At 35.3% G+C, this 14,279-nt stretch carries 11 protein-coding genes; 7 read left to right on the forward strand and 4 right to left on the reverse strand.

Annotated elements, in window-relative coordinates; genetic code table 11:
• The first annotated feature begins 91 nt into the window (after nt 1-91).
• The 5 genes from GJU32_RS17005 to GJU32_RS17025 all read left to right on the forward strand — a co-directional run bounded on the left by GJU32_RS17005 (nt 92) and on the right by GJU32_RS17025 (nt 5,887).
• Nucleotides 92-823, forward strand: coding sequence for a GntR family transcriptional regulator (locus GJU32_RS17005; protein WP_155593120.1), 732 nt, complete (start codon nt 92-94; stop codon nt 821-823).
• Complete coding sequence (gntK, locus tag GJU32_RS17010; RefSeq protein WP_155593121.1) at nt 816-2,357, forward strand: gluconokinase; 1,542 nt, start codon at nt 816-818, stop codon at nt 2,355-2,357. The genes GJU32_RS17005 and gntK overlap by 8 nt, the downstream gene beginning before the upstream one ends.
• Nucleotides 2,358-2,372: 15 nt before the next feature.
• Nucleotides 2,373-3,719: a GntP family permease gene (locus tag GJU32_RS17015; RefSeq protein ID WP_155593122.1), complete on the forward strand. Its 1,347-nt coding sequence runs from the start codon at nt 2,373-2,375 to the stop codon at nt 3,717-3,719.
• A 26-nt stretch (nt 3,720-3,745) separates the two neighbouring features.
• Complete coding sequence (gnd, locus tag GJU32_RS17020) at nt 3,746-5,146, forward strand: decarboxylating NADP(+)-dependent phosphogluconate dehydrogenase (RefSeq protein ID WP_155593123.1); 1,401 nt, start codon at nt 3,746-3,748, stop codon at nt 5,144-5,146.
• Nucleotides 5,147-5,560: 414 nt separating this feature from the next.
• Nucleotides 5,561-5,887: a BRCT domain-containing protein gene (locus tag GJU32_RS17025; protein ID WP_155593124.1), complete on the forward strand. Its 327-nt coding sequence runs from the start codon at nt 5,561-5,563 to the stop codon at nt 5,885-5,887.
• A 61-nt stretch (nt 5,888-5,948) separates the two neighbouring features.
• Here the strand turns inward: GJU32_RS17025 and GJU32_RS17030 are convergent, their stop codons facing one another.
• From GJU32_RS17030 to GJU32_RS17045, 4 genes are all read right to left on the reverse strand, one after another.
• A complete protein-coding gene (locus GJU32_RS17030) occupies nt 5,949-6,623 on the reverse strand; it encodes a peptidylprolyl isomerase (RefSeq protein WP_155593125.1) in 675 nt (224 codons plus the stop codon).
• 376 nt (nt 6,624-6,999) lie between these two features.
• Complete coding sequence (locus tag GJU32_RS17035; RefSeq protein ID WP_155593126.1) at nt 7,000-7,437, reverse strand: hypothetical protein; 438 nt, start codon at nt 7,435-7,437, stop codon at nt 7,000-7,002.
• Between the two features lie 10 nt (nt 7,438-7,447).
• Nucleotides 7,448-7,990: a LytTR family DNA-binding domain-containing protein gene (locus tag GJU32_RS17040; RefSeq protein ID WP_230875078.1), complete on the reverse strand. Its 543-nt coding sequence runs from the start codon at nt 7,988-7,990 to the stop codon at nt 7,448-7,450.
• Between the two features lie 29 nt (nt 7,991-8,019).
• Entirely contained in the window at nt 8,020-9,207 is a 1,188-nt protein-coding gene (locus GJU32_RS17045) for a serine hydrolase domain-containing protein (protein WP_155593128.1), read from the reverse strand.
• Nucleotides 9,208-9,760: 553 nt separating this feature from the next.
• Here GJU32_RS17045 and GJU32_RS17050 point away from each other — a divergent pair.
• Together GJU32_RS17050 and GJU32_RS17055 are read left to right on the forward strand one after the other, a co-directional pair.
• Nucleotides 9,761-12,538: an EAL domain-containing protein gene (locus GJU32_RS17050; protein WP_155593129.1), complete on the forward strand. Its 2,778-nt coding sequence runs from the start codon at nt 9,761-9,763 to the stop codon at nt 12,536-12,538.
• Between the two features lie 31 nt (nt 12,539-12,569).
• Nucleotides 12,570-14,213: a thiamine pyrophosphate-binding protein gene (locus tag GJU32_RS17055; protein WP_155593130.1), complete on the forward strand. Its 1,644-nt coding sequence runs from the start codon at nt 12,570-12,572 to the stop codon at nt 14,211-14,213.
• Nucleotides 14,214-14,279: the final 66 nt, after the last annotated feature.

Raw genomic sequence — 14,279 nt, forward strand, 5'->3', positions numbered from 1 at the left:
ATGTGTTCATATTAAGTCGCTTGCAATCTTATTTTCTTTCTGACTATAATACTTGTATACAAGTATACTCAAAATCAAAAAAGGTGATATTATGAGCGAATCTAAGGACTATTTATATCCACAAAAATGGCTTTCTAAAGCTTCGACAGGAGATCGTGTTGCTTACGAACTTAGAATGCGCATTATTTCAGGATTAATTGAAAGCGGTACCATTCTTTCTGAAAACAAACTAGCAGCTGATTTTGAAGTAAGTCGTTCACCCATTCGTGAAGCCTTAAGAATACTAGCATCTGAAAATATTATTCGATTAGAAAAGATGGGTGCTGTTGTTATCGGTTTATCGGAAAAAGAAATTGAAGAAATTTATGATGTTCGTTTACTAATTGAAACATTTGTATTTGAACGTCTCATAAAAATGGATACAACCAACTTAGCATTGGAACTTAGCAAAACATTGGAAATGATGAAAGTTGCCATTAAATATAACGATGCGGACGAGTTTTCATATCAGGATGTTATGTTCCATGAGGCTATTATTCGCTCTATCAAACATTCTTATATCACAATGATTTGGAATAATTTAAAGCCCGTGATGGAAGGGTTAATTTTGTTATCTATGCGCATGCGCTTCAAAGAAAAATATGAAGATTTCAATCGCATTGTGAAAAATCATGAAATGTATATCGATGCTATCAGAGCAAAGGATCGTGAGCTCATGATTAAATCTTTACATGAAAATTTCGATGATGTTCAAGGGAAGGTAGAAGACCTATGGCGGTCACAGCAAATGCTATCTAAAGGGGTTGAGCCACAAAATGACTAACTATATGTTAGGTGTTGATATAGGGACTACTAGCACAAAAGCAGTTTTGTTCAGTGAACAAGGTAAGGTTATTCAACAAGAAAACATTGGGTACCCATTATATACACCCGATATTTCAACAGCTGAGCAAAATCCAGAAGAGATTTTTCAGGCTGTACTTCAAGCAATATCTACTATTATGAAGTGCCATTCTGACAAATCATTATTATTTGTTTCCTTTAGTAGTGCCATGCATAGTGTCATTGCAGTAGACGAAAATGACCAGCCGTTAACTCCTGTCATTACTTGGGCGGATAATCGTAGTGAGGCATGGGCACAAAAAATTAAAGATGAATGGAATGGACATGAAATTTATAAAAGAACGGGTACACCTATTCATCCAATGTCCCCATTAAGCAAAATTACATGGCTAGTAAATGAGCATCCTGAAATCGCCGGTAAAACAAAGAAATATATTGGGATTAAAGAATACATTTTTAAAAAGTTTTTTAATCAATATGTTGTGGATTATTCATTAGCATCATCCATGGGCATGATGAATCTCCATACATTAGATTGGGATGAAGAAGCGTTAACGACAGCAGGTATTACAAGAGCACAATTATCGACACTCGTTCCAACAACTAAACGATTTACAGACTGTAATGTCCATTTAGCGAGACAAATAGGAATAGATCCACAAACATCTTTTGTCATCGGTGCAAGTGATGGCGTTCTCTCAAACTTAGGAGTTAACGCTATTCGAGAAGGCGAAATAGCTGTCACAATTGGGACAAGTGGTGCCATTCGTACCATCATTGATAAACCTAAAACAGATGTAAAAGGAAGAATTTTCTGTTATGCCTTAACAGAAAACCATTGGGTCATTGGTGGCCCTGTAAACAATGGTGGCATGGTACTCCGCTGGATTCGAGATGAATTCGCCTCTTCGGAAATTGAAACAGCGAAAAGACTTGGTATTGATCCGTATGAGGTGTTAACGAAAATTGCTGATCGTGTAAGACCTGGTGCTGATGGATTGCTATTCCACCCCTATTTATCAGGTGAGCGTGCACCTTTATGGAATCCAGATGTACGTGGTTCATTTTTTGGTTTAACAATGGCACATAAAAAAGAACATATGATACGAGCTGCTCTTGAAGGGGTTATCTACAATTTATACACCGTGTATTTAGCATTACTCGAATGTATGGAAAGCCCTGTAACTCGCATTCAAGCAACAGGAGGTTTTTCACGCTCTGAGATTTGGAGACAAATGATGGCCGATATCTTTGAATCGGAAGTAGTAGTACCTGAAAGCTATGAAAGTTCCTGTCTTGGTGCTTGTATTTTAGGTTTATATGCTATCGAAAAAATTAATTCCTTTGAGATTGTTGCTGATATGATTGGTGACACCTATAAACATACACCAATGGAAGAGGCGGCAAAAGAATATAGACAGTTGCTTCCAATTTTCATTCGTTTATCTAGGGTGTTAGCAGACGATTATGCGTCTATTGCTCATTATCAAAGGAGCATAATTAAGCCCGACTAAAGAGGAGGAAAATACATGCCATTAGTTATTGTAGGTATTGGTATTATCGCACTGTTAATTTTAATAATGGGCTTTAAATTAAATACGTTTATCTCATTAATCATTGTTTCATTTGTTGTGGCATTGGCTCTTGGAATGCCTTTAGATGTCATTGTAAAAACGATTGAAGCAGGATTAGGCGGCACGTTAGGTCACTTGGCATTAATATTTGGACTTGGTGCTATGCTAGGTAAATTAATCGCTGATTCAGGGGGTGCACAGCGCATTGCCATGACCCTTGTGAATAAATTTGGTGAAAAGAATATTCAATGGGCCGTTGTAGCAGCTTCATTTATTATCGGTGTTGCACTGTTCTTTGAAGTAGGATTAGTGCTATTAATCCCTATTGTTTTCGCCATTTCTAGACAATTGAAGGTATCTATATTGTATCTTGGAATCCCTATGACCGCAGCATTATCTGTTACACATGGATTTTTACCACCTCATCCGGGCCCAACCGTCATTGCTGGTGAATTTGGGGCAAACATCGGAGAAGTATTGCTTTATGGATTTATCATCGCTATTCCAACTGTTATTTTAGCAGGGCCATTATTTACAAAAGTGGCTAAAAAGTTAGTGCCTGAATCATTCAACAAAACTGGGAATATTGCCTCTCTAGGTGAACAAAAAACCTTTGAACTAGAGGACACGCCTAGTTTTGGAATTAGTGTGTTCACTGCACTATTACCTGTTATTCTAATGTCTTTTGCTACTATTATTACACTGCTACAAAAAACAATAGGATTTGAAGATAACGCCTTCCTAGCAGGTATCCGCTTCATCGGTGAAGCTGGTACATCGATGTTAATTTCCTTATTAGTGGCTATTTATACAATGGGGATCGCAAGAAAAATTCCCATTAAGCAAGTAATGGAATCCTGTACAACAGCAATCTCGCATATTGGCATGATGCTTTTAATCATTGGTGGCGGTGGAGCTTTTAAACAAGTATTAATCGATGGTGGTGTTGGTGATTATGTAGCTGAACTATTCCATGGAACTACCTTATCACCGATTTTATTAGCATGGATTATTGCTGCCATTTTACGAATTTCATTGGGCTCTGCTACAGTTGCTGCTTTAACAACTGCTGGGCTAGTAATTCCAATGTTAGGACAAAGTGATGTGAATCTTGCCTTAGTAGTGCTGGCAACAGGGGCAGGAAGTTTAATTGCTTCACATGTCAACGATGCTGGATTCTGGATGTTTAAAGAATATTTTGGGTTAAGCATGAAAGAAACCTTTGCTACATGGACGTTGCTAGAAACCATTGTATCTGTAGCTGGTTTAGGGTTTATTTTATTACTTAGTTTATTTGTTTAAGAAAGTTAAAAAAGGAGCGAGCATAAATGTTAAACACAATAGGCGTTATTGGTTTAGGTGTTATGGGCAGCAACATTGCCTTAAACATGGCTAATAAGGGCGAGCAAGTAGCCGTTTATAATTACACACGAGATTTAACTGACAAATTGCTACAAAAAGTTGAAGGACAGGCGCTTACTCCTTACTATGAAATAGAGGCATTTGTACAATCTTTAGAAAAACCAAGAAAGATTTTTTTGATGGTTACAGCTGGAAAAGCCATTGATTCAGTTATTCAGTCTGTAGTGCCTTTCCTTGAAAAAGGTGATGTGATTATGGATGGTGGTAACTCTCACTATAAAGATACTGAACGTAGATACGATGAATTGAAAGCCTTAGGATTCGGCTATTTAGGGATTGGTATTTCAGGTGGTGAAGTGGGCGCATTGACAGGTCCCTCTATCATGCCTGGTGGAGATCAAGAGGTCTATGATAAAGCCGCTCCTATTCTTACAAAGATCGCAGCACAAGTGAATGGTATACCATGCTGTACGTACATTGGCCCTAAAGGTGCAGGTCACTTTGTTAAAATGGTGCACAATGGAATCGAGTATGCAGACATGCAGCTAATTGCAGAAGCCTATACGTTTTTAAGAAAAAATGTAGGATTATCCGTTGAGGAAATCGCTGATATCTTTGAAACATGGAATGAAGGCGAATTGAAAAGTTATTTAATCGAAATTACAGCTGAAATTTTAAGAAAAAAAGATGATTTAACAGGATTACCACTGATTGATATGATTCTTGATAAAGCTGGTCAAAAAGGAACTGGAAAATGGACAAGTATACAATCTATAGATAATGGCATTCCTACATCGATTATTACAGAAGCCTTATTTGCTCGCTATATTTCATCATTAAAAGAGGAACGAGTTCGTGCAGAGGCTGTATTAACAGGACCAAACAACAATCAGCAGAATCTAGAAAAGGATGTATGGGTAGAATACGTACGACAAGCTCTCTATATGGGGAAAATCTGCGCATACGCACAAGGATTTACACAATATAAAATGACATCTGAGCTTTATGACTGGAACTTGCCATTAAAGGATATCGCGCTAATTTTCCGTAGTGGCTGTATTATTCGAGCAGAGTTTTTAAATGTTATTAGTGAAGCTTACCAAAATCAATCAGCACTAGATAATTTATTAATTGACCCCTACTTTGCAGAAAAGGCAAAGGGCTATCAAAACGCATTGAGAAAAGTAGTATGTGAAGGCATTCAAGTAGGTAATGCGTTCCCATGTTTAAGCGCTTCTCTCACATATTATGATAGTTATCGAACTGGTTCATCTAATGCTAATCTTCTGCAAGCACAACGAGATTATTTCGGCGCCCATACGTATGAGCGTATTGATACACAAGGTGTTTTCCACACGAATTGGTAATAAAAAGGCTAAAATATACATCATTCCTTCAATGAGTGTATATTTTAGCTTTTTTTATAAACATTTACTCGATTACGTCCTACATGTTTTGCTAAATACAGTGCTTTATCTGCTCTATTCAAATCATAATTATAATGTCTCCTCCCATTTATACCTTCAACTACTAAAGCCGAACGCAGAGGCAAAACAGTATATCGTTTTTAAGGCTGTATAACATAAACAATTGCACAATTTTTGTATAATGAAGGCATTGTGTTTAAACACAAATACAAATGCAGTACAGCTAAAAGTAATAAAAGCAGTCAATTGTGAATTCATGTCTATGTTAGCTTTTTAATGTAGCATAGACCCAAATTTTAGACATTTATTTATTGATCAAATTGTATTTAAAAAAGAACCTTAAGGAGAGCCATCATGACTAATAAGGGTAACTCAGAAATCATCTTCCTTTCTGATCCAGCCGAAAGTCTAATCCACCCCTTTTTTAATAAACAAATCGTTTTTACGGGCGCTCTTTCTACGATGACTCGTTCTGAAGCTGCCAAAAAAGTAAAAGCTTGTGGAGGACTGTTGCAAGGGGTCGTTACACAGCAAACTGATTTCGTCATTCTCGGAGATAAACGTCGTGGTATAAGTACCAAACAGCATAAAGCAGAACAGCTAATTAATCAGGGGCAAGACATTCAACTACTAATAGAGGATGATTTTTTATGGCTTATTTCAATGCAAAAGAAATTGTAGCTTACACCCATTAAAAAAAGCCGATTTTTAGTAAAAAAAATCGGCTTAAGCATCACATTGCTTATTTATTTACCTTAGGTGCTGGATAATCAAAGCCCTTGGTATCCACTTCCACCTTTTTCATTTGCTGATCTTCTAGTGGTTTATCTGCACCATCTCGTTCAGCAGCAACAATTGCATCTACTGTTTCCATGCCCTCAATTACTTTCCCAAAAGCAGTATATTCCCCGTCCAGATGTGATGCTTCTTTTACCATAATGAAAAACTGTGAACCTGCAGAGTTTGGGTCTTGCGAACGAGCCATTGAAATAACACCACGTTCATGCTTCATATTATTTTCAAAACCATTGGAAGCAAACTCACCATCAATCGAATAATCAGTTCCACCAGTACCATTCCCTAAAGGATCTCCACCCTGAATCATAAAATCAGGAATAACTCGATGGAAGATAAGACCATCATAAAACCCTTCTTTAACTAATGAAATAAAATTAGCGACTGTATTTGGTGCTACAGTGGGCTCTAATTCAATGACGATTTTTTCATCATTTTTCATTGTAATCGTCACAATCGGATTTTCCTTCACTTCTGATGCATAATCCACCGTTTCTTTCGATTCCTTAGCATTGTTCCCTTCTGTTTTTTCACTATCCTTAGTTGTACCACAACCCGTCAAAACAAAAATGATTGCTAGCATCGATAACACTAGATAAAAACCTTTATTTCTTGCGAACATATTTTTTCAACTCCTCTTGTTAATCGTCTATTCATTATAAAACTATCGGATTATTTACGACAAATCAAATAACCCCCTATCCAAAAGATTTTCTAATTAGGAGTAGGACATCCTTCAATATCCATCACACTGTCCTAACACACTTTAAAATGATTGGAATGGGCTGAACAATTTTATAACAAAATCAAGTTTTGAAGATAATCTTATTTTGAACAATAAGTAAAATTAAGGGTTTGATCATAACCATCCTGTTTCAATAAAAATGGCATAGGGTTCTGAAACCCTACGCCATTTTATCTCAACCCCTGCGGAAAACTAAATACATTGAGCGGATCACAGTATAAAGGGAATAAATATTTTTGCGAAATCATTAAATTTAGAGCTTATTATCCTGAATCATTGATTTAAATTTTTTTAACTTATTTTGCGTTCTACGATACATTAGATAATCAAATAAATTTGCCATACAAATTATGCCAAGCACAATGCATAATGTTGTAGTGAATTCCCCTTTATTTAGCATTTCACTGCTTGTAGTCATCATTAAAGATGCCATAATCAATGTAGTAACGATTAAGGCAATTAAGTTATTTATTAAAAAGTAAGTTCGTGCATTTGCTATACTGATTGGCAGTTTTGTTGTTAACCATTCTGAAATAAAACCAATTAAAAATCCAATGCTTCCGCTGGCTAATACCATGGAGACTTTATATGAAAATATTACGTCTTCATTGCCATATAACAGTAGTATAACGCCAATGAAGAGACCAAGAAAAAATGACTTTATAATATTTGCTAAATGAATTTTCTCCATTATTGTTCTCCTATATTTTTAGCGTATTCCGAAGCTTTTTTGAGTACATTTTTGACACTTCCAGTTCAATGTTATTATTCATTCTAAGTACAAATCTGGAGTTGAACCAGGGGATAATTTCTTTTACGTGCAGCAGATTCACAAGCTGTGATTTGTTGATTCGTATAAATCCTTTTACTCCCCATATGTTCTCATAATATTGCAAGGTTTCTTTGATACTATACTGATCAGAGGTTGTATATGCGTTAATACCACTAGGACCCGATTCAACATATACAACATCCCTTCGTTCAATAACTGTAAACTTATTATTACTTAAACCTATAAGCGTATCTATAAATCGCCTATCTTCTTGAATACCAGTGACCAGTAGCCTAATGACATCCATGTAATCAATAGCATCGAATACAATGCTTAGCTTTTCATTCGGTATATCATATCCTTTTTCAACGAGTACCAAATCACTGTCTTGCTTAACTTCAATATGATATTTTGATAATTCTTGTTTCAGTTTTTCATATACTTTATGTGAACACAATAATTGAACCACCATATGTCTCCTAATGACAACTTAAGACGTATTTATTCAACTTTCATCCTATCATAAATCATTCTAATTTTTACTAATTCTTCTATACCCTTTTCCCTATATTCTAACGCTCCAAAATTAGCAATAAAAATAGTGTCCTTTTTTTCATCGTATAACATATAGGTTCCTGTAGCCCCAACACCACCATAAATATCGGTTATTGAACTAAACCTTAATAGAAAAGACAACTCGCTAAAGTCAAAATACATCATGCCCATGCCATAATAAATACCTTTTTCAAAGCTATGATTGAAGTCCTTCATCTGACTATAAACTTCATCAGAAAGTAAGTGCCCATTACCTAAAGCCTTCATGAACGTTAACAGATCATTCATAGTCGTAACAACACCCCCGCCTGCCCAATCTACCGATAATGCCTTTTTGTTGCTATAGTCCATGCCATTTAAATATATTCCAATAATGTCAGACGGACCATCATTATAGAACATTAAATAACTATCGTTCATGCCCAACGGCTCAAATATTCTTTCTTCTAAAATATCGGAATAAGTTTTTCCCTCGATAGCTTCCAAAATAAATCCAAGCAAAACATACCCCGTATCTGAATAATAAAATTGTTGCCCTGGTCGTCCTACAGGATTCTGGTTTTCTCTAGTAAACGCAAGCAACTCTTCTGGTGTAAATAAGAGGTCAGGATTGGACGAAACCCTCTCCATCATAGTTTTTCCGCTATTTACTGGACCTTCAAAATAATCACCTATTCCTGACGTATGACTCAATAATTGCTGCAAGGTTACCTGATCACTATAATCATTGCCATTCATCACAAATAAACCGTTAAGGAGATCCTCATCTAGCCACAAATTAATTTTATCATCAAAGTTTATTTTCCCTTCGTCGACTAACATTCCAAAGACAGTAGCACACATGGTTTTACCGATGCTAGCTGAATGATATGGACTGTCAATTTGAACAGGTTGATCAGAGGATTGATTTTTAGTACCGACTGCAAATTGTTCAAAGTAACCTGTCTGATCAGAGTAAATTGTTAGTAATGCGCTAGACAATGCATCATTTTTTTCAACTATTTCTATTAGGTGTTTTTCGATTTTTTCAGAAACTACCTCCTCGGATATCGGTCTATTCATGATAACCAGTACGCAAAATCCAGTTCCAACTAAAATAATTACGCTAACCAAAATTCTTATAACTATTTTCATCTTGACCACCCTTTCGCTTCACGTACTTTAAATTTATTCGGAAGTTGATTATTCCGAAATTCATTAAGTCTAAGTGGTCAAAATTAAAGGGTAAGGCAACTTTTTTATGGTCTAATAATTTCAGGTATCCAAATCGGTAGAAAATATAGTCCCAAGCAAAATGTCTCTTAAGGCGGAAACAGATTCATGCATAAAGGTTGTTCCTTCATTGACAGCACAAAATACACCACATCCTCCAAGATGAATTAAAATTCACTTCTACAAAATAGCAAAAATCTAATTATTTCCCACATCAATTCACAGACTCTTACTAAACTATTTAATGATAAATTGATTAAGTGAACACCACTTAAAGAAGGATTGTAGTCCTACATAATAAAGTTAATAGAAAAAACATAAAATACTATTAAGGATATTTAACTAATTTCTAGATTTTTTTACCTACCTGTTTATTACTACTGTAAAATAAAATCATGAGACATTCGATACGAATAAAGCAAATATTTAACAATAATTTCTACAGGACAATGATAAAAATTGGAGGTTCATATAAATGTCTATAGAACAAACAAGGTATTCTCGACTGGCCAATATTACGAAAATGATAAACATGAAGCTAGATTTACGTGAAGTATTGGAGCAGGTAACAATAGCAATATCTGAAGAAATCGTCAACTGTGATTCCGTGGGCATTTATTTGCCGCAAAAAGATGGGACATTCAGAGGTTATGTAGGAAAACCAGAAGTGATTAATGGTTGGACATTGAATATGCATATTATTGACACCGAAATAGATTTACTGGCAAAAGAAGTAATTGAAACTAAGAAAACAATCTACATTCCTGATACCTCAAAGGATAGTCGACCTGATCCTAGAGCTGTTGAGGGATTTCATATTAAATCTTTATTAGTACTTCCTATTTCCTTTGAACAGGAGTTATTTGGCCTTGTTTTTTTATTTGATTATGGCATTCCAATGAATTTAACAGAAGAAGAAATTCAAACAGTTGAAGCATATGTAAATATGGCTGCTGTTGCTATTCAAAACGCCAACAATTTAGCTTATAAAGAACACCTTTTAAACGAAAAGCAGTTGTTGCTTGATGTTACACGCGACTTATCAATGTGCTCTTCCCTACAAGAGAGCCTTGATAAATGTTTTTTCTACTTAGAAAAGGTATTAGACAATAAGAATATAGGTGTCCACCTATTAGATCCGTTAGCAGAAAAAAGAATTAAACCGGCGAAGTTGAGTAAGGATAGTGATTGGACAGAAGAAAACTGGCTAAAGACTCATAATAAATTAAAAATTGATGAAAGCAATGATGCTTTAATGCAGGAGGTTTTTGAAACTAAAAAAGCTATTCTTATCCCAAATGTATTTGAGGATGAAAGGCCAAATCATGAAGTTTGTCGTAATTTCGGCATAAACGGTTTAGTTATGTTTCCTCTGATTTCAATGGGTGAAATTTTAGGACAAATATCTATTGTTAATCTTGAAGATAAACCTTTTTTCTATTCAGAAACTCAATTACAGTTAGCCCAATCAATTGTTGATACTACCGCATCGGCATTATCCAACCTGCTATATATGGAAAAGCAAGAAATTATTATTGAGGAGAGAACCTCAGAAGTAATAATCAAGAATAAAGAGCTTGAAAGGGTTGTCGCAGAGTTACAGCAGCTTAGCCGTGAAAAAGAGTTAATTCTCAATTCAGCAGGTGAAGGTATCTTTGGATTAGATCTTGATCGTAACATTACGTTCTGCAATCCAGCAGGTGCACTCATGTTGGGTTATGAAACAGAGAAGGAACTGATCGGGAAATCAGTCGATATTATTATGAGTGGTTGTGAAACAGAGGTTAAAAATATAGTTCCAACCTTTTTAAATACAAATTGCAACAGCTACAACGTATTTTTTAGAAAAGATAATTCCAACTTTCCTGTGGAATATGTAACCTCTTTCATAAAAGAAGGTGACGAGGTAGTAGGCGAAGTTGTCACATTTAAAGATATAACGCAAAGAAAGCAACTAGAAGAAAAAATTAAATACCATGCTTATTTTGATAGTTTAACGGATTTACCTAATAGAATTCTTTTACTAGACAGACTAACGCAGGGACTGAAGTCTGCAAAAGTGAATAATGAAAAATTAGCAGTTCTCTATTTAGATTTAGATCGCTTCAAGTTAGTAAATGATTCGCTAGGTCATAGCTATGGAGATTTATTGCTCCAAAGCGTTGCCAAACGTTTAAGTGCTTGCGTTCCAGAAGATGCAACTGTATCAAGGCAAGGAGGGGATGAGTTTACAATCTATTTACCTTCTATTAAATGTGAAAATGACATTTTGAAGGTTATTAATTGTATAAATGCTTCATTCTCTAGACCTTTCAATTTAATAGACAATGAAATTTATATTAAAACAAGTATTGGTATCAGCCTGTTTCCTGAAAACGGTGATACTACAGAGACATTAATCAAAAATGCAGACACAGCAATGTATAAATCGAAAGAAACACCTGGTACTAGCTATCATTTCTTTAGCGAAGGAATGGATACAAGAACTTTTGAAAGTATCAAGCTTGAAAATGATTTATATAAGGCGTTAGAGCGAGAAGAACTTATTGTCTTCTATCAGCCACAAATAAACTATAGAACAAACAGAATTAAGGGTGTTGAAGCTCTATTAAGGTGGAATCATCGAGAACATGGAATGATCACACCAGATAAGTTTATTCCAATTGCTGAAGAAACAGGTTTAATTGTCCCTATAGGTGAGTGGGTTCTTAAAGAAGCCTGCAAACAATTAAAAGAATGGCATAATCAGGGGTATCCTTTAATTAGTATGTCTGTGAATTTATCAGTCCATCAGTTTGAACAAAATAATTTATTTTCTATAGTAAAAAATGTCCTCGATGAAACAAATCTGTCACCTAAGTATTTACAACTAGAGCTCACAGAAAATCTAATTGTTAAAAATACTGAGGTAACATTAAAAACGATGACACAATTGAAAGGGCTTGGTGTAAATTTGGCCATTGATGATTTTGGTACCGGATATTCATCTTTAGGTTATTTGAAAAATTTACCGATTTCCACATTAAAAATTGATAAGTCCTTTGTACAAGAAATGTTAACGGATGATGCAGCAGCTATTACAAATACGATTATTACGCTTGCTCAAAATTTAAAACTTGAAGTTATTGCAGAAGGTGTCGAAACAAAAGAACAAGCCGACTATTTATTGGCACAAAATTGTCATTTAATGCAAGGATATTTTTTCAATAAGCCTATGAAAGCTGGAGAAATTATGAAAAAATATTTCTATTAGGTTTTAATTTTATAAGCAAAGGAGATTTATTATGAAAGCTGCTCGTACAGTCTTAGAGTATTTAAAAAATAGCGGTGTGCAATATATTTTTGGTATTCCAGCAGGTTCGGTCAATGCATTTTTCGATGAACTCAATGATATGAGTGAATTAACACCAATTGTCACAAAACATGAAGGCGCAGCATCCTACATGGCTGCGGCTTTTGCAAAATACACTGACCAACTGAGTGTATGTATAGGTTGTAGTGGACCTGGAGGAACAAACCTAGTAACAGGTGCAGCAAATGCCATGCGGGAGCATTTACCGGTTTTATTTTTAACCGGTGCTGTTCCTGTTAACACAATCGGTTTAAATGCCTCTCAAGAGTTGGATGCTGAACCGATTTTCCAACCAGTTACCAAGTATAGCGTAACGGTTAAAGAATCCAAGGATTTACTAAAAGAAGTAGTGAAAGCCTGCGAAATCGCTATATCTGGAGTGCCTGGTCCGGTACATATTGCTATACCAATAGATGTTCAACACGAAACAGTTCAAAACGTAAAAATACCAGTTCTACCAAAAAGAGAGGCAATCGTTCCTGAATTAGATACCATTAAAAATGTAGCTGAAGAACTATTACAAAGAAAAAGTGGTTATATTTTGGTAGGACAAGGAGTAAGAAATTCTGTTGAACAATTACTAGAATTAGCAGAACTTCTAAATTGGCCAATTATCACAACACCGCAAGCCAAAGGGTACATTCCAGAGAATCATCCTCTCCTAGTTGGCATTTTCGGTTTTGCTGGCCACGGGGCAGCATCAGAATTGATTGCTGAAGGTGATGGACAAGTATTATTAATCGTGGGTTCAAGTTTAGGGGAAACAGCAACAAATAACTACAACTTAAATCTTACAAAAAATCGTTTTTCTATACAGATGGATTTTGATCAATCTGTGTTCAATCGAAAATATGAGATTGATATACCTGTGCTAGGTGATATCAATTTAAGTTTATTATTGCTTATTGAAGAATTAAGAGCTAAAGGTCTAACAAGAAATAAGACTTCGATTGAGGTTAAAGAAAATAAAGAGATTCTTGAAGACACAGAGGCGTATAACACTAAAAACGTTCTATTAACTATTCAAAAATATTTACCTTCCTCCACTAGGTATACAATTGATATTGGTGAATTTATGTCTTATGTCATTCATCATATGAAGGTGTTAGACTTTGATTCCTTTACTATTAATGTCCATTTTGGCGCAATGGGAAGTGGAATTGGGTCTGCCATAGGTTCAAAGTTAGCTGAACCTGAACGCCCTGTTGTATGCATCACAGGTGATGGTTGCTTTTTCATGCATGGAATGGAAATCTTAACAGCAAAAGAATATAATCTACCTATATTATTTATTGTTATGAATAATGCTCGTTTAGGAATGGTGTACCATGGGCATGCGTTACAGTTTCAACGAACTCACCCATCTTTTGAGCAACATCCAATTAACATTAGTGCTTTGGCTTCAGCGATGGGTATACCGAGTTTCCAAGTAACAGAACTACAAGATATTAACCAGGATATGATTAATAACTTAATGAATTTAAATGGACCAGCAGTTTTAGAAGTAGTTTTAACAGATCATAATACACCTCCGATGGGAGATCGAGTTAAATTTTTGTCTTCTTTTGGAAAGTAAGAACTTTTGAAGTTCTCATAACTAAAAATGAAAAGTCATATAGATGGGGGATGCTACACCCTCTAT

The sequence above is a fragment of the Lysinibacillus cavernae genome, assembly GCF_009724685.1.
Lineage (GTDB): Bacteria > Bacillota > Bacilli > Bacillales_A > Planococcaceae > Lysinibacillus > Lysinibacillus cavernae.

Excerpts from the sequence above, each read along its gene's own strand:
- GJU32_RS17005 (WP_155593120.1), top strand. The coding sequence starts at position 92 with ATGAGCGAATCTAAGGACTATTTATATCCACAAAAATGGCTTTCTAAA.
- gntK (WP_155593121.1), top strand. The coding sequence starts at position 816 with ATGACTAACTATATGTTAGGTGTTGATATAGGGACTACTAGCACAAAA.
- GJU32_RS17015 (WP_155593122.1), top strand. The coding sequence starts at position 2,373 with ATGCCATTAGTTATTGTAGGTATTGGTATTATCGCACTGTTAATTTTA.
- gnd (WP_155593123.1), top strand. The coding sequence starts at position 3,746 with ATGTTAAACACAATAGGCGTTATTGGTTTAGGTGTTATGGGCAGCAAC.
- GJU32_RS17025 (WP_155593124.1), top strand. The coding sequence starts at position 5,561 with ATGACTAATAAGGGTAACTCAGAAATCATCTTCCTTTCTGATCCAGCC.
- GJU32_RS17030 (WP_155593125.1), bottom strand. The coding sequence starts at position 6,623 with ATGTTCGCAAGAAATAAAGGTTTTTATCTAGTGTTATCGATGCTAGCA.
- GJU32_RS17035 (WP_155593126.1), bottom strand. The coding sequence starts at position 7,437 with ATGGAGAAAATTCATTTAGCAAATATTATAAAGTCATTTTTTCTTGGT.
- GJU32_RS17040 (WP_230875078.1), bottom strand. The coding sequence starts at position 7,990 with ATGGTGGTTCAATTATTGTGTTCACATAAAGTATATGAAAAACTGAAA.
- GJU32_RS17045 (WP_155593128.1), bottom strand. The coding sequence starts at position 9,207 with ATGAAAATAGTTATAAGAATTTTGGTTAGCGTAATTATTTTAGTTGGA.
- GJU32_RS17050 (WP_155593129.1), top strand. The coding sequence starts at position 9,761 with ATGTCTATAGAACAAACAAGGTATTCTCGACTGGCCAATATTACGAAA.
- GJU32_RS17055 (WP_155593130.1), top strand. The coding sequence starts at position 12,570 with ATGAAAGCTGCTCGTACAGTCTTAGAGTATTTAAAAAATAGCGGTGTG.